This window comes from Streptococcus mitis (genome assembly GCF_002096925.1).
In the GTDB taxonomy this organism is placed as follows: Bacteria; Bacillota; Bacilli; order Lactobacillales; family Streptococcaceae; genus Streptococcus; species Streptococcus mitis_AF.
Genome location: NZ_NCVN01000038.1, coordinates 1 through 25187, shown reverse-complemented (window position 1 = coordinate 25187; position 25187 = coordinate 1). Strand labels below are relative to the sequence as shown.

The window sequence follows — 25187 nt, the reverse complement described above, 5'->3', positions numbered from 1 at the left end:
AGAAAGGAGTGGAGCATGAATCTACATCAACCCTTGCATGTCTTACCTGGTGTGGGACCAAAGTCAGCAGAAAAATACGCCAAACTAGGAATTGAAAACTTGCAAGACCTCTTGCTCTACTTTCCTTTCCGATATGAAGACTTCAAGACAAAGCAAGTGCTGGAACTGGAAGACGGTGAAAAGGCGGTTCTTTCTGGTCAAGTCGTGACTCCTGCTAGTGTCCAGTACTATGGTTTCAAGCGTAATCGCCTACGCTTTAGCCTCAAGCAGGGAGAAGTCGTTTTTGCGGTGAATTTCTTTAACCAGCCCTATCTAGCAGATAAGATAGAGTTGGGAGCAACCCTTGCTGTTTTTGGAAAATGGGACCGCGCCAAGGCTAGTCTGACAGGGATGAAGGTCCTGGCTCAGGTGGAAGATGACCTCCAACCTGTGTATCGCTTGGCTCAGGGAATCAGTCAGGCCAGTCTAGTAAAGGTCATCAAGACGGCTTTTGATCAGGGACTGGACCTCTTGATTGAGGAAAATCTCCCTCAGTCTTTGCTGGACAAATACAAACTCATGTCCCGTTGTCAGGCCGTTCGTGCCATGCATTTCCCCAAGGATTTGGCAGAATACAAGCAGGCCCTTCGCCGTATCAAGTTTGAGGAACTCTTTTATTTTCAGATGCAGTTACAGACGCTCAAGTCTGAAAATAGAGTTCAGGGAAGCGGCCTGATTCTGAACTGGTCTCAGGAAAAAGTGACAGCCGTTAAAGAAAGTCTTCCTTTTGCCCTGACCCAAGCTCAGGAAAAGAGTTTGCAGGAAATTTTGACCGATATGAAGTCGGACCACCACATGAATCGTCTCCTGCAAGGGGATGTGGGGAGTGGAAAAACAGTTGTCGCTGGCTTGGCCATGTTTGCAGCGGTGACGGCTGGCTATCAGTCCGCCCTCATGGTACCGACAGAAATCCTTGCAGAGCAACACTTTGAGAGTTTACAGAGTCTCTTTCCAGACTTGAAAATGGCTCTCTTGACAGGTTCCTTGAAAGTTGCAGAAAAGAGAGAAGTCTTGGAGACTATTGCCAAGGGTGAGGCTGATTTGATTATCGGAACCCACGCTTTGATACAAGATGGGGTGGATTATGCCCGCCTTGGCTTGATTATCATCGATGAGCAGCACCGTTTTGGTGTGGGGCAAAGGCGTATTCTAAGGGAAAAAGGCGACAATCCAGATGTTCTCATGATGACGGCAACTCCCATTCCACGAACCTTGGCTATCACAGCCTTTGGCGATATGGATGTTTCCATTATTGACCAGATGCCAGCAGGGCGAAAGCCTATTGTGACTCGCTGGATCCAACATGAGCAATTGCCTCAGGTCTTGACTTGGTTAGAGGGGGAAATCCAAAAAGGTTCTCAAGCCTATGTCATCTCTCCCTTGATTGAGGAATCTGAAGCTCTGGATTTGAAAAATGCCATTGCCTTATCAGAAGAGTTGACGGCTTATTTTGCAGGTAAGGCAGAAGTGGCTCTTCTACATGGTAAGATGAAGAGTGACGAAAAAGACCAGATTATGCAGGATTTCAAAGAGCGAAAAACGGATATTCTAGTTTCAACGACGGTTATCGAGGTCGGGGTCAATGTTCCCAATGCGACCGTCATGATTATCATGGATGCTGACCGCTTCGGGCTCAGCCAGCTTCACCAGCTCAGAGGTCGTGTCGGTCGGGGAGATAAGCAGTCTTATGCAGTTCTCGTTGCCAATCCCAAGACTGATTCTGGGAAAGACCGCATGCGCATCATGACAGAAACGACCAATGGATTTGTTCTTGCGGAGGAAGATTTGAAAATGCGTGGTTCAGGTGAAATTTTTGGAACCAGACAGTCAGGACTTCCAGAGTTCCAAGTAGCTGATATTATCGAAGATTTTCCGATTTTAGAAGAAGCCAGAAAGGTTGCTAGCTACATTAGTTCGATAGAAGGCTGGCAAGAGGATCCAGAGTGGCGCATGATTGCCCTTCATCTGGAGAAGAAAGAACATTTAGATTAATACTCTTCGAAAGTCTCTTCAAACCACGTCAGCTTCGCCTTGGATTATATATGTAACTGACTTCGTCAGTCTTATCTACAACCTCAAAGCAGTGCTTTGAGCAACCTACGGCTAGTTTCCTAGTTTGCTCTTTGATTTTCATTGAGTATAAGCTTTCTATAAGGAAATCTTAAGCTAGCTTTCAGGTTTGGTCCTTATACTAGAGTCATCAAAAAGAAACGAGGACTCTCACATGACCGTAACGATTAAAGTAAATTACCAAACCACTTTCCAAAAGAAAGAAGCAACAAAATAATATAAATATAAGGAAGAAAGAGCGAAATGCTCTTTTTTTCTAAAACTACTTTCAGCCCATCATCCTAAAAGTAAAGAATCTAAAATCTCTTTCTATTTGTCCTTCTTTCTTGCATTGCTTTTCTAGATATGCTAGAGTGGTGATAGCGATTACAAAAAAAGGAGTATGTTATGAAAAATCCAGCTTTGTTAGAAGAAATCAAGACTTATAGAGGACGGGATGAGGTTCCAGAAGACTTTGATGATTTCTGGGATGAGGAAGTGAAAAAAGTTTCAACACTTCCAGCCTACCAGTTGGAGGAGAGAGATTTCCACATTCCTCAAGTAAAGTGCTATGAATTAACATTTGAAGGAACCAATGAAGGAAAGGTCTATGCACGAGTTGTTCTTCCAAAGAGTGAGGAGAAGGTTCCGATAATCTTCCATTTCCATGGTTATATGGGACGTGGCTGGGATTGGGCCGACATGTTGGCCTTCACCGTAGCTGGTTACGGTATTGTTTCCATGGACGTTCGAGGTCAGTCGGGCTATTCACAAGACGGCTTACGTTCTCCTCTAGGAAATACGGTCAAGGGTCACATTATCCGTGGTGCTGTGGAAGGTCGGGATCACCTCTTTTATAAGGATGTTTATTTGGACATTTACCAGTTGGTTGACATTATTACTAGTCTGCCTGAGGTGGATGAGAAGCGCCTTTCTAGCTATGGCGCCTCGCAAGGAGGGGCTTTAGCCCTAGTTGCAGCAGCACTCAATCCTCGGATTCAGAAAACAGTTGCCATCTATCCTTTCTTGTCAGACTTTAGACGGGTGCTTGAGATTGGGAATACTAGCGAGGCTTACGACGAACTTTTCCGTTATTTCAAGTTTCACGACCCCTTCCACGAAACTGAGGAGGAAATCATAGCGACCCTTGCCTATATCGATGTGAAAAATCTTGCCCATCGTATCAAGGGTGAGGTTAAGATGATTACGGGCTTGGACGATGATGTTTGCTATCCTATTACCCAGTTTGCGATTTACAACCGTCTGACCTGCGATAAGGCCTATCGCATCATGCCTGAGTATGCTCACGAAGCCATGAATGTATTTGTCAATGATCAAGTCTACAATTGGCTATGTGGTAGTGAGATTTCTTTTAAGTATATAAAGTGATGAATGAGAGAGCCCAGTAGCTCTCTTTTTGTTATAAATGTTGAAAGTACTTTTAAAAATATTAAAATATTAAAATATTGCTGAAAGTAAAATCTATTCTATGGCAAGCTCGAGATAAACCTATGACTTTATTGTATAATAAAGAAAAAGTGTCTAGGAAAGGAGTGAAAGAGCTACTGTTTTGATTGCAGCTAGCTAAATGTTGAAAGAGAGAAGGATAGGAATTCTCGTTTATTAATTACTTTCTTGTGTTTTCCTATGATGGGGAGTAAAAATTTTAAAACAAAAAGAAAGCGCTTTATTTTTGGTGGTATTGAAAGGTAGAAAGATGAATCAGAAGAATTTTGACAGAAAACAAAGATATGGTATTCGTAAATTTGCAGTGGGTGTAGCCTCTGTAACCATTGGTGCAGTGGTGTTTGGAGTAAACCCTGTATTGGCAAATGAACAAGGAAACGCAACTGTAACCGCTGCTGAAAATAATAATCAAGGTTTATCAGAATTACCAAAAGAAGCTTCTTCAGGAAGTCTTGCAAATTTAGATAGTGAATTAGCTGGAAAATTGGCAACAGCGAAAGATAATGGTGTGGAAGTTGATCAGGATAAGTTGAAGAAAAATGAGACTGCTGAAGCAGAGACAACCACTCCAACAAATACACCTGCAACTGACAATACACCAGCTCCTGCTGATAAACCAGAAACAGATTCTGCAACTACAGAAGCAAGTAACAAGGAGCAAAATAAAGAAGAAGAGGGAGTACTTCCTCGAGATTATTATGCTAGAGACATCGAAAATGCAACTCCAGTAGTGGAAAAAGAAGATGTTGAAACAAATTCGAAAAATGGTCAGCGTGTAGACTTAGCCAGTGAATTAGATACATTGAAGAAGCTTCAAAATGCGACCATTCATATGGAATTTAAGCCAGATGCAAAAGCTCCAGATTTTTATAATCTATTCTCAGTGTCTAGTGATAAGAAAAAAGATGAGTACTTCACCATGGCTGTTCTCAATAATACAGCCTTAATTGAGGGACGTGATGCTAATGGAACACAATTTTATGATAAATATACAGATGCTCCATTGAAAATTAAGCCTGGGCAGTGGAATTCAGTTACCTTTACTGTAGAAAGACCGAATGCAGAAAATCTAGAAGGAAAAGTTAGACTCTATGTAAATGGTGTTTTATCGCGTACCAGCTTGAAATCTGGTAAATTTATCAAGGATATGCCAGATATTACCCATGCTCAACTTGGTGCAACAAATCGGGCAGGGAGATCAGTTTGGGGAGCAAATTTACAGGTTCGTAATTTGAGTGTTTATGATCGTGTATTAACTCCAGAGGAAGTTCAAAAACGGAGCCAATTGTTTGAGAGATCTGATTTGGAACAAAAGCTACCAGAAGGGGCTAAAGTTACTGAAAAACAAGATGTCTTTGAAGGTGGTATGCATAATAAACCAAATAAAGATGGTATCAAGAGTTATCGTATTCCTGCTCTTCTTAAAACTGATAAAGGAACCTTGATTGCTGGTGCTGACGAACGCCGCTTACACCAATATGACTGGGGTGATATCGGTATGGTCGTTAGACGAAGTGAGGATAAGGGGAAGACATGGAGTGACCGAGTAACGATTACAAATTTACGAGACAATCCAAAAGCCTCTGATCCATCAATCGGTTCACCAGTGAACATCGATATGGTTTTGGTTCAAGATCCTGCAACAAAACGAATTTTTTCTATCTATGATATGTTCCCAGAAGGGAAAGGAATCTTTGGAATGGCTGCTCAAAGAGAAGAAGCCTATAAACAAATCGATGGCAAAACTTACCAAATTCTCTACAAAGAAGGCGAAGAAGGTTCCTATACAATACGCGAAAATGGCATAGTTTATAGTCCAGATGGGAAAGCAACCGATTATCGTGTTGTTGTAAACCCAGTTAAACCAGCTTATAGCGATAAAGGTGATTTGTATCAAGGGGATCGACTATTAGGAAATATTTATTTCACAAGCAATAAAACGTCTCCATTTAGAGTTGCTAAGGATTCTTATCTATGGATGTCTTACAGTGATGATGATGGTAAGACTTGGTCAGCTCCTCAAGATATTACCCCAATGGTAAAAGCTGATTGGATGAAATTCTTAGGGGTTGGGCCTGGAACAGGAATTACTCTTCATACCGGACCTCATAAAGGTCGAATCATTGTACCTACTTATACAACTAATCAGACCAACCACTTAAACGGTTCTCAATCATCTCGGATTATCTACTCAGATGACCATGGTAAGACTTGGCATATGGGAGGTGGTGTGAATGACCATCGTACGCTGACTGATGGCACTGTGATTGACTCAAGTACCATGAGTAATTATTATGCTCAAAATACCGAGTCCTCTGTTGTACAGTTAAATAATGGAGATCTCAAGCTCTTCATGCGTGGCTTGACAGGGGACCTTCAAGTTGCTACTAGTAAAGATGGTGGAGTAACTTGGGAAAATGATATAAAACGTTATGCGGATGTCAAGGATGTTTATGTTCAATTGGCTGCTATTCATACGATGCATGATGGAAAAGAGTATATTGTTCTTAGTAATGCAGGTGGACCAGGACGTTTCAACGGTTTGGTACACTTAGCCCGTGTCGAAGAAAATGGAGAGCTGACTTGGCTTAAGCATAACCCTATTCAAAGTGGTAAGTTTGCCTACAATTCTATTCAAGATCTCGGGAATGGCGAATATGGATTGCTTTATGAGCATGCAGATAACAACCAAAACGAATATACCTTGTCTTATAAGAAATTTAATTGGGATTTCTTAAGCAAGGATATGGTTTCTCCAACCGAAGCAAAAGTTACACATGCAGTTCATATGGGGCAAGGTATTATTGCCATGGAATTTGATTCAGAAGTATTGGTCAATCAAGCACCAACTTTACAACTTGCAAATGGTAAGACAGCTACGTTTATGACACAGTATGACACAAAGACTCTATTGTTTACAGTAGATCCTGAGGATATTGGTCAAAAAGTTACAGGCTTAGCAGAAGGAGCTATCGAAAGTATGCATAATTTGCCTGTTTCAGTAGTTGGTTCTAAAATTACTCATGGTGTAAATGGAAGTGAAGCAGCGGTCCATGAACTTCCAGAATTCAATGGGGGCGTAAATGCAGTTTTAGCAGCTTCAAATGAGGTTCCTGAATATACCGGAGGTGCTAATTTTGTCTTGGCAGCTTCAAATGAGGTTCCTGAATATAAAGGAGGTGTCAATGGCGCTGAGGCAGCAATCCATGAAGTGCCAGAGTACAAGGGAGAAACCAAACCAGTCTTAGCAGTTGCAAACGAACGTCCAGCTAAGAAGTTATCTCTTGGACAAGATGCTACTTATCAAGCACCAGCGGCTAAACAAAACGAGCTACCAAATACTGGAAGTAAAGAAAACACAACCCTTATTTCTATGGGATTAGTGGCAGGTCTCTTATCTGTTTTGACATTTGGGAAGAAACGAAAAGAGGACTAGATTAGGTCTTGAATAAAATAAATTTTGCTCATCGTTAATGATAAAAGAGATGGCCTATTTGAAAGATGGCTATCTCTTTTTATCATTTTAGATACTAAGCGAATTGAAAATAAGACAGAGCTGAAACTACTTTCAGAAACAGCTGTTCTATAAAATACTTTTGAAACTGAAATCTATTCTACCACAAAGTATTGAAAGCGCTTTAAAAATAATATATAATGAACTCATAAGAACAAAGAAAAGGAGGAAAGAGGATGCCACAGATTACTAAAGAAGCCTTGATTGCACAAATCAAAGATGGAATCATCGTTTCTTGTCAGGCCCTTCCTCACGAACCGCTCTATACAGAAGCGGGAGGAGTCATTCCCTTGCTGGTCAAAGCGGCTGAGCAAGGTGGAGCAGTAGGTATCCGAGCAAATAGTGTTCGCGATATCAAGGAAATCAAGGAGGTTACCAACCTTCCAATCATTGGGATAATTAAACGAGATTATCCACCGCAAGAACCCTTCATCACTGCTACTATGAAAGAAGTTGATGAATTAGCAGAACTGGACATAGAAGTGATTGCTCTGGATTGTACCAAGCGTGAACGCTATGATGGTTTGGAGATCCAAGAGTTCATTCGTCAGGTTAAGGAGAAATATCCTAACCAGCTCTTGATGGCTGATACAAGTACTTTCGAAGAAGGATTGGCAGCTGTTGAAGCAGGAATTGACTTTGTCGGAACAACCTTATCAGGATACACATCTTACAGTCCAAAAGTGGATGGTCCCGATTTTGAATTAATTAAAAAACTCTGTGATGCCGGTGTAGATGTCATTGCAGAAGGGAAAATTCATACACCAGAACAAGCCAAACAAATCCTGGGATATGGAGTGCGAGGCATCGTTGTAGGTGGCGCTATTACTAGACCAAAAGAGATTACAGAACGCTTCGTTGCTGGTCTTAAATAACACAATTTAAAAACAGAGGAGAGTGGTGGATGCGTCGGATGAAATGAAAACGTATACAAATGCAATCTTACTCATTATCCAATATGGATACGCTTATCAATTAGGAGAATACAAATGAAATTTAGAAAACTAGCTTGTACAGTACTTGCGGGTGCTGCGGTTCTTGGCCTTGCTGCATGTGGTAATTCTGGTGGTAGCAAAGATGCTGCTAAATCAGGTGGAGATGGCGCTAAAACAGAAATCACTTGGTGGGCATTCCCAGTCTTCACTCAAGAAAAAACTGGTGACGGTGTTGGAACATATGAAAAATCAATCATCGAAGCTTTTGAAAAAGCAAATCCAGATGTAAAAGTGAAATTGGAAACCATCGACTTCAAGTCTGGTCCTGAAAAAATCACAACAGCTATCGAAGCAGGGACAGCTCCAGACGTACTTTTTGACGCACCAGGACGTATCATCCAATACGGTAAAAACGGTAAATTGGCTGAGTTGAACGATCTCTTCACAGACGAATTTGTTAAAGATGTTAACAATGAAAACATTGTACAAGCAAGTAAAGCTGGAGACAAAGCTTACATGTATCCAATCAGTTCAGCACCATTCTATATGGCTATGAACAAGAAAATGTTGGAAGAGGCTGGAGTTGCAAACCTTGTAAAAGAAGGTTGGACAACTGATGATTTTGAAAAAGTTTTGAAAGCGCTTAAAGACAAAGGCTACACACCAGGTTCATTGTTCAGTTCTGGTCAAGGGGGAGACCAAGGAACACGTGCCTTCATCTCAAACCTTTACGGCGGTTCTGTAACAGATAAAGATGTTACAAAATATACAACTGATGATCCTAAATTCGTCAAAGGTCTTGAAAAAGCAGCTGGCTGGATTAAAGACGGTTTGTTGAACAATGGTTCACAATTTGACGGTGGAGCAGATATCCAAAACTTTGCCAACGGTCAAACATCTTACACAATCCTTTGGGCACCAGCTCAAAACGGTATCCAAGCTAAACTCTTGGAAGCAAGTAAAGTAGAAGTGGTAGAAGTGCCATTCCCATCAGATTCAGGTAAACCAGCTCTTGAATACCTTGTAAACGGATTTGCAGTATTCAACAACAAAGACGACAAGAAAGTTGCAGCATCTAAGAAATTCGTTCAATTCATCGCGGATGACAAAGAATGGGGTCCAAAAGACGTTGTTCGTACAGGTGCCTTCCCAGTTCGTACTTCATTTGGCAAACTTTATGAAGACAAACGTATGGAAACAATCAGTGGTTGGACTAAATACTACTCACCATACTACAACACTATCAATGGTTTTGCTGAAATGAGAACACTTTGGTTCCCAATGTTGCAATCTGTATCAAATGGTGACGAAAAACCAGCGGACGCTTTGAAAGCCTTCACTGAAAAAGCTAACGAAACAATTAAAAAAGCTACAAAACAATAAGCACTAAATCAGATTGACTCCTCCCTTTTCCCTGTGCATAGTCTATGTAAGAAAAGGGAGGATTTTATTTGAAATGTAAGGAACTGTCACGAAATTAAAATGAAGTTCTTACATAAGCGAATCTTAAAAAATTTCATTTTGATTTTAAAACAGATTAAAAAAATCCAAAATATTTTATTTGTGAAAGAGAGGTGCCGACTGTGAAAGTCAATAAAATTCGCATGCGGGAAACAGTGATTTCCTACGCTTTCCTAGCACCAGTATTATTCTTCTTTGTCATCTTTGTATTGGCTCCTATGATTATGGGATTCATTACAAGTTTCTTTAACTACTCAATGACTAAATTTGAGTTTGTAGGCTTGGACAACTACGTTCGTATGTTTAAAGACCCTGTCTTTATGAAGTCTTTGATCAATACCGTTATTCTGGTTATTGGATCTGTACCAGTTGTTGTTCTATTCTCACTCTTTGTAGCATCTCAGACCTATCATCAAAATGCCATTGCCAGATCTTTCTACCGTTTCGTCTTCTTCCTTCCTGTTGTAACAGGTAGTGTTGCCGTAACAGTTGTTTGGAAATGGATTTATGACCCACTATCAGGGATTCTAAACTTTGTCCTTAAGTCAAGCCATATCATCAGCCAAAACATTTCTTGGTTGGGAGATAAAAACTGGGCGTTGATGGCGATTATGATTATCCTTTTGACTACATCTGTTGGTCAGCCGATTATCCTTTATATCGCAGCGATGGGGAATATCGACAATTCATTGGTTGAAGCAGCTCGAGTTGACGGTGCAACTGAATTGCAAGTGTTCTGGAAGATTAAATGGCCTAGCCTCCTTCCAACAACTCTTTACATTGCAATCATTACAACAATCAACTCATTCCAGTGTTTCGCCTTGATTCAGTTGTTGACATCTGGTGGTCCAAACTACTCAACAAGTACACTTATGTACTACCTTTACGAAAAAGCCTTCCAATTGACAGAATATGGCTATGCCAACACAATTGGTGTATTCCTAGCAGTTATGATTGCTATCGTAAGCTTTGTTCAATTTAAAGTACTTGGAAACGACGTAGAATACTAAAGAAAGGAGACAGCTATGCAATCTACACAAAAGAAACCTTTAACAGCTTTTACTGTTATTTCAACTATTATCTTGCTCTTGTTGACCGTGCTGTTCATCTTTCCGTTCTACTGGATTTTGACAGGTGCCTTCAAGTCACAACCTGATACAATCGTTATTCCACCACAGTGGTTCCCTAAAATGCCAACCATGGAAAACTTCCAACAACTTATGGTGCAAAACCCTGCCTTGCAGTGGATGTGGAACTCAGTATTTATCTCACTTGTAACTATGTTTTTGGTCTGTGCAACCTCTTCTCTAGCAGGTTATGTATTGGCTAAAAAACGTTTCTATGGTCAACGCATTCTTTTTGCAATCTTTATTGCAGCCATGGCTCTTCCAAAACAAGTTGTCCTTGTACCATTGGTACGTATCGTCAACTTCATGGGAATCCATGATACACTTTGGGCAGTTATCTTGCCTTTGATTGGATGGCCATTCGGGGTCTTCCTCATGAAACAGTTCAGTGAGAATATCCCTACAGAGTTGCTTGAGTCAGCTAAAATCGACGGTTGTGGTGAGATTCGTACTTTCTGGAGCGTAGCCTTCCCAATTGTGAAACCAGGATTTGCAGCCCTTGCAATCTTTACCTTCATCAATACCTGGAACGACTACTTCATGCAGTTGGTTATGTTGACTTCACGTCAAAACTTGACCATCTCACTCGGGGTTGCAACTATGCAAGCTGAAATGGCAACCAACTATGGTTTGATCATGGCAGGTGCCGCTCTTGCAGCAGTTCCAATCGTAACAGTCTTCCTAGTCTTCCAAAAATCCTTCACTCAGGGTATTACTATGGGAGCGGTCAAAGGTTAATACTCTGCGAAAATTGAATTCAAACTACGTCAGCGTCACCTTGCCATACTTAAGTATTGCCTGCGGTTAGCTTCCTAGTTTGTTCTTCAATTTTCATTGAGTATAAGAGAATACAGAGTTATAAGTGTCTACAAAATGTTGGGTATTTGCTTACCTTAGATATTTTGTTAGACACTTATCAACTTAAGAATGATTTTAGTTAACTATCAGAAACGAAGGAAAGAGTATGATTTTTGACGATTTGAAAAACATCACCTTTTACAAAGGAATTCATCCCAATCTAGACAAGGCTATCGACTATCTCTACCAGCATCGTAAAGATTCATTTGAATTAGGTAAGTATGAGATTGACGGGGACAAGGTCTTTCTAGTTGTTCAGGAAAATGTCCTCAATCAAGCTGAAAATGATCAATTTGAGCATCATAAAAACTATGCAGACTTGCATTTGCTGGTAGAAGGACATGAATATTCGAGCTACGGTTCACGTATCAAAGACGAGGCAGTAGCATTCGACGAAGCTAGTGACATTGGCTTTGTGCATTGTCATGAAAAATACCCACTATTGTTGGGTTATCACAATTTTGCGATTTTCTTCCCAGGAGAACCCCATCAGCCAAATGGCTATGCAGGTAGGGAAGAGAAGGTTCGCAAATATCTCTTTAAAATTTTGATTGACTAAAAAATCAGGAGGAGCAAACATGGCACAAAAAGGAGTAAGCCTTATCAAGGCAGCATTTGATACAGATAACTTTCTCATGCGTTTTAGTGAGAAGGTCTTGGATATCGTGACAGCCAATCTTCTTTTTGTCGTCTCTTGTTTGCCCATCGTGACGATTGGAGTGGCTAAAATTAGTCTCTACGAGACTATGTTTGAGATTAAGAAGAGTAGACGTGTGCCTGTCTTTAGAATCTATTTAAGAGCTTTCAAGCAAAATCTGAAACTAGGTCTTCAGTTAGGTCTGCTTGAGTTGGGCATTGTCTCATTAAGCCTTCTAGACCTCTATCTCTTCTGGGGTCAGACAGCTATGCCTTTCCAAATGGTGAAAGCTATCTGTCTAGGCGTTCTTATCTTCCTCACTATCGTGATGTTGGCTAGCTATCCCATAGCTGCACGCTATGATTTGACTTGGAAAGAAGTCTTACAAAAAGGACTTATCTTGGCAAGTTTTAACTTTCCTTGGTTCTTCCTCATGTTAGCTATTCTCTTTCTTATTGTGATGGTTCTTTATCTGTCCGCCTTCACTTTACTTTTAGGTGGTTCAGCCTTCCTGCTTTTTGGGTTTGGGCTCTTGGTCTTTCTCCAGACTGGATTGATGGAGAAAATTTTCGCAAAATACCAATAGGATGGCTTGTCTATGAAACTACTTTCAAGCCATAAACATTTCAAAATTCATATCGAAACTAAAATCTAAGTGTACACAAGATATTGAAAGCGTTTTTCATAAGGTGTATACTAAACACGTAAAGAATAAATCCTGCTTTTAGCAGAAAAAAAGAAATCTTAGGAGAAAATCTATGTCAGATTTAAAAAAATACGAAGGTGTCATTCCAGCCTTCTACGCATGTTATGATGATCAAGGAGAAGTAAGTCCAGAGCGTACGCGTGCCTTGGTTCAATACTTCATTGATAAAGGTGTTCAAGGTCTTTATGTCAATGGTTCTTCTGGTGAATGTATCTACCAAAGCGTTGAAGACCGCAAGTTAATCTTGGAAGAAGTCATGGCAGTTGCCAAAGGTAAATTGACCATCATTGCTCACGTTGCTTGCAACAATACCAAAGATAGTATGGAACTTGCTCGTCATGCTGAAAGCTTGGGTGTAGATGCCATTGCAACGATTCCACCAATTTATTTCCGCTTGCCAGAATACTCAGTTGCTAAATACTGGAACGATATCAGTTCTGCAGCTCCAAACACAGACTACGTGATTTACAACATTCCTCAATTGGCAGGTGTTGCTCTGACTCCAAGTCTATACACAGAAATGTTGAAAAATCCTCGTGTTATCGGTGTTAAGAACTCTTCTATGCCAGTTCAAGATATCCAAACCTTTGTGAGCCTTGGTGGGGAAGACCATATCGTTTTCAACGGTCCAGATGAGCAGTTCTTAGGTGGTCGTCTCATGGGAGCTAAAGCTGGTATCGGTGGTACTTATGGTGCTATGCCAGAACTCTTCTTGAAACTCAATCAGTTGATTGCTGACAAAGACTTGGAAACAGCGCGTGAATTGCAATACGCTATCAATGCAATCATTGGCAAATTGACTGCTACACATGGAAATATGTATGGTGTGATTAAGGAAGTCTTGAAGATCAATGAAGGCTTGAATATTGGTTCTGTTCGTTTACCATTGACACCAGTGACTGAAGAAGATCGTCCAGTTGTAGAAGCAGCTGCATCCTTGATTCGTGAAACCAAGGAGCGCTTCCTCTAATCCATAAGGAGGTATTTATGACACACTACGTTGCAATTGATATCGGTGGAACCAACATCAAATATGGTTTGATCGACCAAGAAGGCCAACTTGTTGAATCGCATGAAATGCCAACAGAGGCGCATAAGGGTGGACCTCATATCTTACAAAAGACCAAAGATATCGTAGCCAGCTATTTAGAACAAGGCCCAGTAGCAGGTGTTGCTATTTCTTCTGCAGGAATGGTGGATCCAGATAAGGGTGAGATTTTCTATGCTGGGCCTCAGATTCCGAATTATGCAGGAACCCAGTTCAAGAAGGAAATCGAGACTAGCTTTACTATTCCTTGTGAAATTGAAAATGATGTCAACTGTGCAGGTCTTGCTGAAGCGGTATCTGGTTCAGGTAAGGGAGCGAGTGTCACCCTTTGCTTGACCATTGGAACAGGTATTGGTGGTTGCTTGATTATGGATGGGAAAGTCTTCCATGGTTTTAGCAATTCAGCCTGCGAAGTCGGTTATATGCATATGCAGGATGGAGATTTCCAAGACTTGGCCTCTACGACAGCCTTGGTGGAGTATGTAGCAGCAGGTCATGGAGATCCAGTTGATCAGTGGAATGGTCGACGTATCTTTAAGGAAGCCACTGAAGGCAACAAGATTTGCATGGAAGGCATTGACCGGATGGTAGATTACCTTGGGAAAGGTCTGGCTAATATTTGCTATGTTGCCAATCCAGAAGTAGTCATTCTCGGTGGCGGTATCATGGGGCAAGAGGCAATCCTCAAACCCAAGATCCGCACAGCCTTGAAGGCGGCCTTGGTACCAAGTCTAGCTGAAAAAACACGATTAGAATTTGCCCATCACCAAAATACAGCAGGTATGTTGGGAGCTTATTATCACTTTAAAACAAAACAATCCTAGTTTGGCTCAGCCAAACTAGGATTTTCTAGGTACGACGGGCATGTAGTTCATCTGAGGTGTAAGTCCTCCGTGGGCACCTGCTACCAGTGAAGTCAATAACAATTTCCAAGCCTAACTATTGTGAGGTAGCGGATTAAAACGGTTTGGGGATAGACCGTTTTAAGTCTGACGCTGGAAATAAGAATCGGAAGAGGAAGGGACATTGACGGCACTCAAATTAGATTATTAAATATTACGAATTTTGTTCAAGATAGTGTAAAATAGATTTGTACTAGTTTCTAAAAATTTAATTTAATAAATAAGAAATATTACAAATTGATGTATTGAGACTATTCTTTGTCAAGAATACGGAGCTTTGCAGATAGTTCTCTAAAATATTTTGAGGTGATAGAATGTATAAGATATTAGTTGTAGATGACGATTTTGAAATTTTGAAACTGATGCGAACTATTTTAGAGATGAAAAACTATCAGGTAACGACGTATCAAGAAGTCACCGTACCAATCAATATTAATAATTTCAAAGGATTTGATTTGATTTTATTAGATGTAATGATGCCTAATATAGATGGTATGCAAATTTGTAAGCAGATTAGAAATAAAGTAAGATCTCCTATTATTTTTGTTAGTGCAAAAGATACCGAAGATGATATAGTATCAGGGTTGAATTTAGGAGGAGATGACTATATTACAAAACCTTTCAGCATCAATCAATTAATTGCCAAAGTTGCTGCAAATCTCAAACGAGAAGAACGATACAAACAAGGTGAATTAAGTAATCAAATTGTTCGAGAATTATCCCCAATAACGATTTATTTACAAGAAAAAATTGTTTGTATTAATGGAGATAGTCTTGCTTTTACAAGTAGGGAATATGATATCATAGAGCTATTATCTAGCAATCCAAGAAAAATTTTTACTGTACAAGATATATATGAAAATGTTTATGATGATGATGCTGAAACCCTCTTTCGTTCAATATCTGAGTATATCTATCAAATAAGATTAAAATTCTCATCGTATGGAATTAATCCTATAAAAACAGTTAGAGGTATGGGATACAAGTGGCATGAGTAAGAAGAGTACAATTAGAGGGCGCATAATAAGGACTGTTTTAGAACTAGTAACAGGTACGTTACTGAGTATACTTTTATTTTTTATATTTACTTATTTACTTGTTTTTACTGGACAATTAAATGTATACGGCTCTAAAATGGAAATTTCAGTGAGTGATAGCAGCAATTTAAGTGATGTAGTCCAAGCAATGAATAACTCTATATTTGACTATGTTGTATTTAATCGCAAGACGGGTACAATTGAAGAGGGCAACTATCAAAAAAAGGATTTGCCAGCCTATCGAGAAGTTTTTGCTAAAAATGAATCCATAAGTAATGATGCAGTGTATTATGGGTATTACGCTAATTCAGAGATTGTACTTACTGTCAGGCAACCCATGATACCTGAGTTTGTTAATCCGAATTTGCGTCACTTTTCATTTAATCTATTTTCTTATTTATTTTTCTTCGTTATCGAAACAATTTTACTCATTTGGTCACTTACAAGATTAATAAAAGAATTTTCAAATAATTTTCTCCTCATACAAAAAAAGACTTTAAACATGGGACAGTTAACATTTAAAGATAAAAACATTCCTGCTCAAATACAAGAGTTCGATGAAATTCTTTCTGTATTATATCAAAAGGACGACGAGTTAACTAATTTACTCAAATCAGAGAGAAGGGAGAAGGAAGATTTATCTTTTCAAGTTGGTGCATTAGCTCATGATGTAAAAACTCCTTTAACAGTACTAAAGGGAAATTTAGAGTTGCTTGAATTAACTAACTTGACTGTTCAACAGAAGGAATACACTCAGTCAATGAATAACAGTATAGTAGTTTTTGAAAGATACTTTAGTTCAATGATTGATTATTCAAGATTACTAATTGAAGATAAAGATTATGGAGAACAGATACATTTATCCGAATTTTTAAGTGAGCTGTCAGTAGAAGCGAAATCTGTAATGAATAATGCAAAGGTTGATTTCAAAATTATTAATACTACAAAATTAATATTTTTTAAGGGAAATCGCTTTAATTTAAATCGGGCATTAATTAACATTTTAGCAAATGCAGCAAGATATAGTTCTGGAGAAAAAAAAGTTACGCTTACTATCATTGAGGAAACAGAGTATATTAATTTTGTAGTGTGGAATAATGGTCTGCCTTTTACTGAACAGTCCTTATTAAATGCAGATAAGTTATTTTATACTGAGAATAAAGGTAGGAATAATAAGCACTATGGTTTAGGGTTAGCATTTGCTAAACAAGTTGCAACTAGACATTTAGGAGAATTGTTTTTATCAAATCCAGATAGAGGTGGCGCTCAAGTGACGTTGCTTATTAAAAAATAATTCTGTAAGGATATATTAGATAGCTTCCATATAATAGTTATGTATAAAAATAGATGGTTTTCTAAATTGAGGACTGTCTATTTTTTTAATTTTGTAAAATTGGAAATTCTGAACAAATTTTGAAAAATAAAGTATAACATACAAGTATAAAACAAGGAGGAATTATAGTTATGAATATACAAGTTCAAAAACTTAGAAAATCATATAAGGATAGAGAAGTACTGAAAAATATTTCTTTTGAAATAAAAGAGGGGAGTATTTGTGGATTATTAGGTATTAATGGTGCAGGAAAATCAACAATTATGAAGATTATTTTTGGTCTTGAAAATGCTGATAGTGGTACGGTTATTTTTAATGGGAAAAAAAATGCGGGTATATATGAGATTGGAGCGCTTATTGAAACTCCAGCTATCTACATGAACTTATCTGCTTATGATAACTTAAAAACAAGAGCATTGTTATATGACATTTCTGACGAACGAATTAATGAAGTATTAAACTTGATTGGGCTATCTAATACGGGAAAGAAAAAAGCAGGGAGCTTTTCTTTAGGTATGAAACAACGTTTGGGATTAGGTATGGCAATAATTACTAGTCCAGATTTGCTCATTTTAGATGAACCTACCAATGGATTGGATCCAGATGGTATAAAGGAATTGTTGAATTTAATGATTTCTTTAAAGAAATCAGGAATGACAATTCTTTTATCTAGCCATCAACTGTATGAAGTTAGTAAAGTGGCAGATAAAGTTGTTATTTTACATGATGGTCAAATTTTTTACGATGGTTCGAATGTTCAAAGTGATGATTTAGAATCTTTATTTATAAGAATTGTTCATGGAGGTGACGCAATATGATAAAAATATTTAAATCAGAATGGTTAAAACAGCGAAAAAATACATCCAAAAAATTCTTGATAATAGCTCCGGGCTTGTCGATTTTAATAGCTGTATTACTTGTTGGACCGAGTATTCTAGAAAGTTTTTCAATATATTGGTGGGAAGCCGTCTTTTTGTACACGCTTATTGGATTGTTATTTTTATATGATTATAAAGCAGAAGAAGCTGCAGGAAACTTCCAGAATATATACTTTCGAAATGATAGCATAAAAATATATATCGTAAAGATACTTTTAAAATTAAAAGATTTACTCATTTCGAACGTATGGTTTTTAGCTATATTATTATTTACAAGTAATTTTTTGTATGGCGACTTAATATCATTGAATATAATTGGTGACTTAATTTGTTTAGTACTTATTTCGATAACATCCATATGGGTATTGCCACTCTTGTATCTATTTTCGAAACGGATCAACCCCTATATCTTAGTATCTATTAACTCCTTGATTTGTTTTTTGGTTGCACCTTTTATCGCTCAAAGTAGCTTTTGGTTCTTCTTTCCTTTTACATATCATTATAAAATTGCTTATAGTCTTATGTATATAAAACCGTCAGGAGATTTAGATTTAACAAATCATGTAACAGACGTTAAAATGGTAGTATTTACCGTATTTCTATCATTGATTCTATTTATTGTTTCTTTGTTAATGTTAAATTGGAGGTTAAGTAATGATCCAATTGCTAAAAAGTGAAATGATTAAATTTAAAGATTCGTATCAACTATACATTATTTTGATTTTGTCTACTATACAACTATTGACAATTCCAATTTACATATTATCTGTAAATAACACGATTGTATTGGAAAATATTATCTTTTTACCCATGTTAGGCTATTGTATGATAACTACGATAATCACTTTATTAGTATCTGAACAAGAAATCAATGCTAATAATTATCAGAATATTAAAGGCTCGAGAAATACAGCCAGTATATGGGGAGCGAAAATTTTTGTGTTAGATTTACTATTATCTTTACTCACTATTCCTTTATGGGTAGTTGTAGGTATAGAGTTAGAACACTTTTCATATTATTTTTACGTAGGAATAGTTAGTTGGTTATTACTAATATTGCTAAATCATTTCCACATGCTATTGACATTGTTTATTGCGAAAGGTGGCAATTTACTTATTGCTGTTGTAGAAAGTTTATTTATATTATTTGCAACAAATAAAGTTTTTCTTAATATTTTTTGGATTCCAGTAATTTTACCAGTTAATATAATTTTAGAAAATAATTTTAGAAGCACAACTAATTTATTAGCTTTAACTTTTTATGTTGTATTATTGTTTGTTGCTAATTTAGTAATTGTGACCAGAAAAGGTGTTTAATTATATACTATGATTGAAATGAAGGGAGTGTTAAATTTTTGGATGGAAGTTTGGGAATTGTTTTGACTTTACTTCATATCCAAAATAAGTCTGTAAAGACATATTGGAGAGAGGCGTTATTGATTTTTGATAATTTAACTATAGAAAATTAGGAGGAGAACTATGAAATTCAAAAAGATCTATCTTTCCGTAATTTTTTTCTTAAGTTTACTTGGATTGACTGGATGCACATATGAGAAGTATGATGTTAAATTTCTCGACTCAAGTTATAATCGATTTGATTATAAAGGAGAGCATTATGGTGTAACTAATCAATTAATTTTATATGAAGATATTGAAAGTAAAGTAAGCAATCATTATGATATTTATGAAATATCTTACGATGATTCCAATGATGAAATAAAGAATGATTTGTTGGAGATTGGTGACTTATATCAAACCAAGAATAGAGAATTTGCCATAAAAATTGATAGTACTTTCTATAAATGTAAACTACTTGATAATATTTCTAAAGAAGAACTTATAAAAGTTTCTGACTTATTTAATGTTCGCTTAGTAGGAGAATTTGCTATCAATGAGCAAGAAGCCAGAGAGTTGAAGATAGGGGAACAATTATTTACAATTACTGAAGAAATTATTCCAAAAGAAGAGCTTAGTGCTACAGTTGCTAACTTAGATAATCAAGTGAAGTCAGTCACTAGATTATCAGGGGAGCACGAAAGTTGGAAATATGGAGAAATTTGTTCTTTAAAAAATCAGTCTATCCATGAGAAAGTAGCAGTTAAATTGAATGGAGAATATCATTTGGCTTTCTTTAGAAGTTAGTTTGTATATTAGATATGTGACACAAAAATTTTTTCCAGCATCTTTCAAATCAAATTCCCTTGACTTTCTTTATAATTGTGAGATAATAAGTAAAATATATAAAGGAGTTATATAAAATGGCTATAGCGAATTCAAGTAAAATTGTGACCTTCCAAGCTAATAGAGAATTAGTAAATGATGCCATGGAAGTGTTAAAAGAAAAAAATCTCTCTCTTTCATCGGCACTTAGATTATTTTTAAAGAATGTTGCCGTAACAAATGAAGTAGATTTACTTAGTGAAGAGGAATTGGAGAAGGAGTATTTATTTAGACAATTACAAGCAGAAGTTCAAGAAAGTTATGCTAAGATTGAGGCTGGGAATTACTTGACAGATGAGGATGTTGTGACACGCTATGGATTATAAAAAATATAGGATTTTGTATTCTCCTAGAGTGATTGATAGTTTGGATAAAATATATCAGTATATAGCAGAGGAAATCGGTTCTGTAGAGTCTGCGAGACGAAAAGTGGCGAGTATCAGAAAAGATATTAATCGTCTAGAAATTTTCCCCCAAGCTGGATTTGATGCCGATGAAAAATTTGGTAAGAAATTAGACCCTCGCTACCAAACGCGAGGATTGGCCTTGAGTAAGGATTATATTGTATTATATACAATTGTTGAGGATACCGTCAGACTTGCTTATTTACTTCCTTCAAAAAGTGATTACATGAAATTATTCAAGACTAAGTCGAGATATGACTAATTCATAATCTAGAAGATGTATGTTTAGTGATGAATAAAAATCCTAGTTTGGCTCAGCCAAACTAGGATTTTCTTACACGTTTTTGTCTACGATAGCCATTGAGTTTCTTATTTTCCCAATAGCTATTAAAGATTTTCTCCTTGCTTTCACGATTGATTTCCAAAAAATAGGCATAAATCAAATCGATAAAGAAGAGCATAGGAAGTTGAGCAGATATACGTTGAATGTAGGAAGGCTGACTGTGGCTAGCAACAAGAACGGTTTCTGTATAGGTCTGACTATCTTTATTGGGAACACTTGTAAAGAGTACAGTCTTTGCCCCCATCTCCTTAGCGTCTAATAGACTATCTAAAATAGAAGGTGTTGTGCCAGAAAGTGAGAAACCGAGTACGAGACAATTTTCATCCATAATACTGGTTGTCCAAGCAAAGCCGTCTTGATCAGTCAAGGCCTCGCAGACCACACCTAGACGCATAAAGCGCAATTTCATTTCACGAGCGACAAGGCCAGAACTACCTGTTCCAAAGAAGTAGACACGATCAGCATCTTCGATTAACTGGGCGATTCGTTCAAGTTGTTTTTCGTCAATCAAGTCCTGTGTTTGTTCCCGCATGTGATTGTAGCTTCTAAGAACTCGTTTTGTCAGGGGGCTGTGGTCGGGATGTTGGCTAGCTTGATTATCTGCTTGGTGTTGGTATTGGAAAATAAATTCTCGATAACCTGTAAAACCACACTTTTTAGCAAAGCGGGTCAGTGCGGCTTGAGAGATATGTAATTTTTGAGTGACCTGCTGAGAAGATAAATCATCTGCAATGGTTTCAGATTGTAAAAAATAGCGAGCGATTTCTTGCTCTAGATCTGTCATTTCTTCGAAGTGAGAATCAATGATGGTTGCTATATCTGGTTTGTCCATAGAAATGCTCCTTTAAATGAGTCGTATTGGAAAAAGACTGAGTCATCGAACTTTTACGTTTATTATATCATATAATATAGGGATAGATAAATAAAATCGTATTTTCCCGTAAAAAGGAAAAAAGCTTTTTCCTTTTCCATAATTTTCTTCTCAAATTATGGTACAATTAAGAGTAAGACTTAAAATAGAAATGAGACTGATTTGTATGAGAAAATTTGACAGCCATTCGATTCCGATTCGGCTTAATTTATTGTTTTCGATTGTCATTTTGCTCTTTATGGCCATTATAGGTCGCCTGCTTTATATGCAGGTTTTGAACAAGGATTTTTATGAGACAAAATTAGCATCTGCTAGTAAAACAAAGGTGACCACTAGTTCGGCTCGGGGCGAAATTTATGATGCCAGCGGCAAGCCTTTGGTTGAAAATACTGTGAAACAAGTTGTTTCCTTTACTCGAAACAACAAAATGACGGCTGCAGATTTAAAAGAAACAGCCAAGAAGTTGCTGGCTTATGTGGGAGTTACTTCTCCAACATTGACTGATCGACAGTTGGCGGACTATTATCTAGCAGATCAAGATGTCTATAAGAAAGCAGTGGAAAGTTTACCACGTGAGAAGCGACTTGATTCTGATGGCAATCAATTATCTGAATCCGAGCTTTACAATAATACTGTTGAAAGTATCGATCCAAGTCAATTGACCTACTCGGATGACGAAAAGAAAGAAATTTATCTTTTTAGCCAACTCAATGCAGTTGGAAATTTTGCGACAGGGACCATTGCGACAGATTCCTTGACAGATACACAGATTGCCTTGATTGCTTCAGCTTCTAAGAATTTACCTGGGATCAGTATTTCAACTTCGTGGGATCGAAAGGTCCTAGAGACTTCTCTTTCGTCTATAGTAGGAAGTGTATCCAGTGAAAAAGCCGGTCTTCCAGCTGAAGAAGCAGATGCTTATATCAAAAAGGGTTATTCTCTAAACGACCGTGTTGGAACCTCTTATCTAGAAAAACAATATGAAGAAACCTTGCAAGGGAAACGCTCGGTGAAAGAAATCCATCTAGACAAGTATGGCAATATGGAAAGTGTCGAAAATATCGAAGATGGTACCAAAGGGAATAATATTAAACTGACTATTGATTTGGCCTTTCAAGATAGCGTGGACAATCTGCTTAAGAGTTACTTCAATTCCGAACTGGGAAATGGAGGAGCCAAGTATTCAGAAGGTGTGTATGCAGTTGCCCTCAACCCAAAAACAGGTGCGGTTTTGTCTATGTCAGGACTCAAACATGACTTGAAAACGGGAGATTTAACACCTGATTCCTTGGGAACAGTAACCGATGTCTTTGTACCCGGTTCGGTCGTTAAGGCGGCGACCATCAGCTCTGGTTGGGAGAATGGAGTCTTATCAGGGAATCAGACCTTGACAGACCAACCGATTGTCTTCCAAGGTTCAGCTCCAATTAATTCTTGGTATACTCAGGCCTACGGTTCATTCCCGATTACAGCTGTGGAAGCCTTGGAGTATTCTTCTAATACCTACATGGTTCAAACGGCTTTGGGCATTATGGGTCAGACCTATCAACCCAATATGTTTGTTTTAACTAACAATTTAGAATCCGCTATGGGGAAACTTCGTTCGACATTTGCGGAATATGGTCTTGGAGCCTCAACAGGCATTGACCTTCCAGATGAGTCAACTGGTTTTATTCCAAAAGAGTATAATTTCGCTAATTACATTACCAATGCATTTGGTCAGTTTGATAACTACACCCCAATGCAATTGGCCCAGTACGTTGGAACTATTGCCAACAACGGTGTTCGGATTGCACCTCACATTGTCGAGGGGATTTATGGAAACAATGAACAAGGTGGCTTAGGGAACTTAATCCAATCTGTTGAAACCAAGGAAATGAATAAAATTAATATTTCTGAGTCTGATGTTTCCATTCTTCAACAAGGATTTTATCAAGTTTCACATGGTGGAAGTGCTTTGACAACCGGTCGTGCCTTTTCAAATGGCGCAGCGGTATCCATTAGTGGAAAAACAGGTACTGCCGAAAGTTATGTTGAGGGTGGTCAAAAAGCTAACAATACCAATGCTGTGGCCTATGCACCATCAGATAATCCTCAAATCGCTGTAGCTGTTGTCTTCCCTCATAACACCAACCTTACAAATGGTGTCGGACCTTCCATTGCGCGCGATATTATCAACCTCTATAACCAACACCATCCAATGAATTAGAAAGGAACATATGCTTTATCCAACACCTATTGCTAAGCTAATTGACAGTTATTCTAAGTTACCGGGTATCGGGATTAAGACGGCTACCCGTCTGGCCTTCTATACTATTGGAATGTCTGATGACGATGTCAATGAATTTGCTAAAAATCTCCTTTCTGCTAAGAGAGAGCTGACCTACTGTTCCATCTGCGGTCGCCTGACTGATGACGATCCTTGCTCTATCTGTACCGATCCGACTCGTGACCAGACGACGATTTTAGTTCTCGAAGATAGTCGCGATGTGGCAGCCATGGAGAATATCCAAGAATACCATGGACTCTATCATGTCTTACATGGTCTCATTTCTCCCATGAATGGTATCAGTCCAGATGATATCAATCTCAAGAGCCTGATGACTCGTCTGATGGATAGTGAAGTTTCAGAAGTGATTGTGGCGACCAATGCCACAGCAGATGGGGAAGCAACTTCCATGTATCTTTCACGTTTGCTCAAGCCAGCTGGCATCAAGGTTACTCGTCTGGCGCGAGGCCTCGCTGTCGGAGCAGATATTGAGTATGCGGACGAAGTCACACTCTTACGAGCCATTGAAAATCGAACAGAGTTGTAGGAGTCAGTAAAAACTTAGCTCATTTTGACGTATAAGACAAGATTCTGGGACAATAGTCCCTTATTTCCAAAAAAAGCAACGGATTTGCCGTTGCTTTTTTGCATGGTTACGATAGTCTTGGTAAAATAGAATTGCTTAATAAACCATTTAGAAAGGCTATCCCATGCATATTCACTATAACACAAATCAAACAACTTTACCACTAAAAATCAGTTCTTTCTTTCCACAGGACCATCTCGTCTTTACTATTGAAAAAGTGATGAATACCTTGGAAGATTGTCACTTCCACGCCTTCTATCATGCCTTTGCTCGTCCGTCTTATCACCCTAAAATGCTTATAGCTACTCTTCTATTTGCCTATTCACAAGGGATTTTCTCTGGACGAAAAATTGAAAAAATGATGATTGAAAATCTCGCTATGCAATACCTAACAGGACCGTTGATTGCCAGCTATCGCACCATCAATCGTTTTCGAGTCGCTGAAGGGATGGAAGAACTCATACGTAATCTTTTCATGGACCTCAATCTTCGTTTAAAAATGG

The 25187-nt window shown here is 38.2% G+C and carries 24 protein-coding genes; 22 read left to right on the top strand and 2 right to left on the bottom strand.

Annotated elements, in window-relative coordinates:
- Positions 1 to 15 precede the first annotated feature (15 nt).
- From recG to B7692_RS06465, 19 genes are all read left to right on the top strand, one after another.
- A complete protein-coding gene (gene recG, locus B7692_RS06560; protein ID WP_084930259.1) occupies positions 16 to 2031 on the top strand; it encodes an ATP-dependent DNA helicase RecG in 2016 nt (671 codons plus the stop codon).
- A 465-nt stretch (positions 2032 to 2496) separates the two neighbouring features.
- Positions 2497 to 3477: an acetylxylan esterase gene (locus B7692_RS06550; RefSeq protein ID WP_084930258.1), complete on the top strand. Its 981-nt coding sequence runs from the start codon at positions 2497 to 2499 to the stop codon at positions 3475 to 3477.
- A 328-nt stretch (positions 3478 to 3805) separates the two neighbouring features.
- Positions 3806 to 6991, top strand: coding sequence for an SIALI-17 repeat-containing surface protein (locus tag B7692_RS06545; RefSeq protein WP_084930257.1), 3186 nt, complete (start codon positions 3806 to 3808; stop codon positions 6989 to 6991).
- 254 nt (positions 6992 to 7245) lie between these two features.
- Positions 7246 to 7944, top strand: a complete 699-nt coding sequence (locus B7692_RS06540) for an N-acetylmannosamine-6-phosphate 2-epimerase (RefSeq protein WP_001135679.1) — start codon at positions 7246 to 7248, stop codon at positions 7942 to 7944.
- A gap of 114 nt (positions 7945 to 8058) precedes the next feature.
- Positions 8059 to 9387: an ABC transporter substrate-binding protein gene (locus B7692_RS06535; RefSeq protein ID WP_045611137.1), complete on the top strand. Its 1329-nt coding sequence runs from the start codon at positions 8059 to 8061 to the stop codon at positions 9385 to 9387.
- A 221-nt stretch (positions 9388 to 9608) separates the two neighbouring features.
- Positions 9609 to 10475 (top strand): carbohydrate ABC transporter permease, encoded by an 867-nt coding sequence (locus B7692_RS06530; protein ID WP_153198773.1) that lies wholly within the window; start codon positions 9609 to 9611, stop codon positions 10473 to 10475.
- A 15-nt stretch (positions 10476 to 10490) separates the two neighbouring features.
- A complete protein-coding gene (locus B7692_RS06525) occupies positions 10491 to 11330 on the top strand; it encodes a carbohydrate ABC transporter permease (protein WP_001192120.1) in 840 nt (279 codons plus the stop codon).
- A gap of 226 nt (positions 11331 to 11556) precedes the next feature.
- Positions 11557 to 12009 carry a NanQ anomerase/TabA/YiaL family protein gene (locus B7692_RS06520; protein ID WP_084930256.1) on the top strand — a complete coding sequence of 151 codons (453 nt, stop codon included), beginning with the start codon at positions 11557 to 11559 and terminating at the stop codon, positions 12007 to 12009.
- A gap of 19 nt (positions 12010 to 12028) precedes the next feature.
- A complete protein-coding gene (locus B7692_RS06515; RefSeq protein WP_060628657.1) occupies positions 12029 to 12673 on the top strand; it encodes a YesL family protein in 645 nt (214 codons plus the stop codon).
- 172 nt (positions 12674 to 12845) lie between these two features.
- A complete protein-coding gene (locus tag B7692_RS06510) occupies positions 12846 to 13763 on the top strand; it encodes a dihydrodipicolinate synthase family protein (protein WP_084930255.1) in 918 nt (305 codons plus the stop codon).
- 17 nt (positions 13764 to 13780) lie between these two features.
- A complete protein-coding gene (locus tag B7692_RS06505) occupies positions 13781 to 14665 on the top strand; it encodes an ROK family protein (protein ID WP_084930254.1) in 885 nt (294 codons plus the stop codon).
- Positions 14666 to 15057: 392 nt separating this feature from the next.
- Complete coding sequence (locus B7692_RS06500; protein WP_000276746.1) at positions 15058 to 15741, top strand: response regulator transcription factor; 684 nt, start codon at positions 15058 to 15060, stop codon at positions 15739 to 15741.
- Positions 15734 to 17074, top strand: coding sequence for a sensor histidine kinase (locus tag B7692_RS06495; protein WP_049502161.1), 1341 nt, complete (start codon positions 15734 to 15736; stop codon positions 17072 to 17074). Before B7692_RS06500 ends, B7692_RS06495 begins: the two co-directional genes overlap by 8 nt.
- A 170-nt stretch (positions 17075 to 17244) precedes the next feature.
- Complete coding sequence (locus B7692_RS06490) at positions 17245 to 17931, top strand: ABC transporter ATP-binding protein (RefSeq protein WP_001025883.1); 687 nt, start codon at positions 17245 to 17247, stop codon at positions 17929 to 17931.
- Complete coding sequence (locus B7692_RS06485; RefSeq protein ID WP_000590350.1) at positions 17928 to 18668, top strand: lantibiotic immunity ABC transporter MutE/EpiE family permease subunit; 741 nt, start codon at positions 17928 to 17930, stop codon at positions 18666 to 18668. Before B7692_RS06490 ends, B7692_RS06485 begins: the two co-directional genes overlap by 4 nt.
- Positions 18646 to 19308 carry an ABC-2 family transporter permease gene (locus B7692_RS06480; protein WP_084930253.1) on the top strand — a complete coding sequence of 221 codons (663 nt, stop codon included), beginning with the start codon at positions 18646 to 18648 and terminating at the stop codon, positions 19306 to 19308. The genes B7692_RS06485 and B7692_RS06480 overlap by 23 nt, the downstream gene beginning before the upstream one ends.
- 162 nt (positions 19309 to 19470) lie before the next feature.
- Entirely contained in the window at positions 19471 to 20133 is a 663-nt protein-coding gene (locus tag B7692_RS06475) for a NisI/SpaI family lantibiotic immunity lipoprotein (RefSeq protein ID WP_078238175.1), read from the top strand.
- A gap of 116 nt (positions 20134 to 20249) precedes the next feature.
- Positions 20250 to 20537 carry a type II toxin-antitoxin system RelB/ParD family antitoxin gene (relB, locus tag B7692_RS06470; RefSeq protein ID WP_000951986.1) on the top strand — a complete coding sequence of 96 codons (288 nt, stop codon included), beginning with the start codon at positions 20250 to 20252 and terminating at the stop codon, positions 20535 to 20537.
- Positions 20527 to 20877, top strand: a complete 351-nt coding sequence (locus B7692_RS06465) for a type II toxin-antitoxin system RelE/ParE family toxin (protein ID WP_000384865.1) — start codon at positions 20527 to 20529, stop codon at positions 20875 to 20877. Before relB ends, B7692_RS06465 begins: the two co-directional genes overlap by 11 nt.
- 61 nt (positions 20878 to 20938) lie before the next feature.
- On the opposite strand, the gene B7692_RS06460 is transcribed toward B7692_RS06465, so the two are convergent.
- Positions 20939 to 21790: a MurR/RpiR family transcriptional regulator gene (locus B7692_RS06460; RefSeq protein ID WP_084930252.1), complete on the bottom strand. Its 852-nt coding sequence runs from the start codon at positions 21788 to 21790 to the stop codon at positions 20939 to 20941.
- 190 nt (positions 21791 to 21980) lie between these two features.
- On the opposite strand from B7692_RS06460, the gene pbp2b reads away from it, so the two are divergent.
- Both pbp2b and recR read left to right on the top strand, forming a co-directional pair.
- Positions 21981 to 24038 carry a penicillin-binding protein PBP2B gene (gene pbp2b, locus B7692_RS06455; RefSeq protein WP_084930251.1) on the top strand — a complete coding sequence of 686 codons (2058 nt, stop codon included), beginning with the start codon at positions 21981 to 21983 and terminating at the stop codon, positions 24036 to 24038.
- Between the two features lie 10 nt (positions 24039 to 24048).
- On the top strand, positions 24049 to 24645 hold the full coding sequence (gene recR, locus B7692_RS06450; RefSeq protein WP_000966754.1) for a recombination mediator RecR: 597 nt from the start codon (positions 24049 to 24051) through the stop codon (positions 24643 to 24645).
- A gap of 14 nt (positions 24646 to 24659) precedes the next feature.
- Here recR and B7692_RS11265 read toward each other — a convergent pair whose 3' ends face one another.
- Positions 24660 to 24848, bottom strand: a complete 189-nt coding sequence (locus tag B7692_RS11265; protein WP_084930250.1) for a hypothetical protein — start codon at positions 24846 to 24848, stop codon at positions 24660 to 24662.
- Between B7692_RS11265 and B7692_RS06440 the strand changes: the two genes are divergently transcribed.
- Positions 24809 to 25187, top strand: a 379-nt coding sequence (locus tag B7692_RS06440; RefSeq protein WP_142360041.1) for a transposase, incomplete at its 3' end; no start/stop codon positions are given. The two genes, B7692_RS11265 and B7692_RS06440, sit on opposite strands and share 40 nt — an antisense overlap.

Coding starts and splice junctions, on each gene's coding strand:
- B7692_RS06485 (WP_000590350.1), top strand. CDS start 17,928: ATGATAAAAATATTTAAATCAGAATGGTTAAAACAGCGAAAAAATACA.
- B7692_RS06530 (WP_153198773.1), top strand. CDS start 9,609: ATGCGGGAAACAGTGATTTCCTACGCTTTCCTAGCACCAGTATTATTC.
- recR (WP_000966754.1), top strand. CDS start 24,049: ATGCTTTATCCAACACCTATTGCTAAGCTAATTGACAGTTATTCTAAG.
- B7692_RS06460 (WP_084930252.1), bottom strand. CDS start 21,790: ATGGACAAACCAGATATAGCAACCATCATTGATTCTCACTTCGAAGAA.
- recG (WP_084930259.1), top strand. CDS start 16: ATGAATCTACATCAACCCTTGCATGTCTTACCTGGTGTGGGACCAAAG.
- B7692_RS06480 (WP_084930253.1), top strand. CDS start 18,646: ATGATCCAATTGCTAAAAAGTGAAATGATTAAATTTAAAGATTCGTAT.
- B7692_RS06515 (WP_060628657.1), top strand. CDS start 12,029: ATGGCACAAAAAGGAGTAAGCCTTATCAAGGCAGCATTTGATACAGAT.
- B7692_RS06490 (WP_001025883.1), top strand. CDS start 17,245: ATGAATATACAAGTTCAAAAACTTAGAAAATCATATAAGGATAGAGAA.
- B7692_RS06540 (WP_001135679.1), top strand. CDS start 7,246: ATGCCACAGATTACTAAAGAAGCCTTGATTGCACAAATCAAAGATGGA.
- B7692_RS06535 (WP_045611137.1), top strand. CDS start 8,059: ATGAAATTTAGAAAACTAGCTTGTACAGTACTTGCGGGTGCTGCGGTT.
- B7692_RS06525 (WP_001192120.1), top strand. CDS start 10,491: ATGCAATCTACACAAAAGAAACCTTTAACAGCTTTTACTGTTATTTCA.
- B7692_RS06505 (WP_084930254.1), top strand. CDS start 13,781: ATGACACACTACGTTGCAATTGATATCGGTGGAACCAACATCAAATAT.
- B7692_RS06500 (WP_000276746.1), top strand. CDS start 15,058: ATGTATAAGATATTAGTTGTAGATGACGATTTTGAAATTTTGAAACTG.
- B7692_RS06495 (WP_049502161.1), top strand. CDS start 15,734: ATGAGTAAGAAGAGTACAATTAGAGGGCGCATAATAAGGACTGTTTTA.
- B7692_RS06475 (WP_078238175.1), top strand. CDS start 19,471: ATGAAATTCAAAAAGATCTATCTTTCCGTAATTTTTTTCTTAAGTTTA.
- relB (WP_000951986.1), top strand. CDS start 20,250: ATGGCTATAGCGAATTCAAGTAAAATTGTGACCTTCCAAGCTAATAGA.
- pbp2b (WP_084930251.1), top strand. CDS start 21,981: ATGAGACTGATTTGTATGAGAAAATTTGACAGCCATTCGATTCCGATT.
- B7692_RS06465 (WP_000384865.1), top strand. CDS start 20,527: ATGGATTATAAAAAATATAGGATTTTGTATTCTCCTAGAGTGATTGAT.
- B7692_RS06520 (WP_084930256.1), top strand. CDS start 11,557: ATGATTTTTGACGATTTGAAAAACATCACCTTTTACAAAGGAATTCAT.
- B7692_RS06550 (WP_084930258.1), top strand. CDS start 2,497: ATGAAAAATCCAGCTTTGTTAGAAGAAATCAAGACTTATAGAGGACGG.
- B7692_RS06545 (WP_084930257.1), top strand. CDS start 3,806: ATGAATCAGAAGAATTTTGACAGAAAACAAAGATATGGTATTCGTAAA.
- B7692_RS06510 (WP_084930255.1), top strand. CDS start 12,846: ATGTCAGATTTAAAAAAATACGAAGGTGTCATTCCAGCCTTCTACGCA.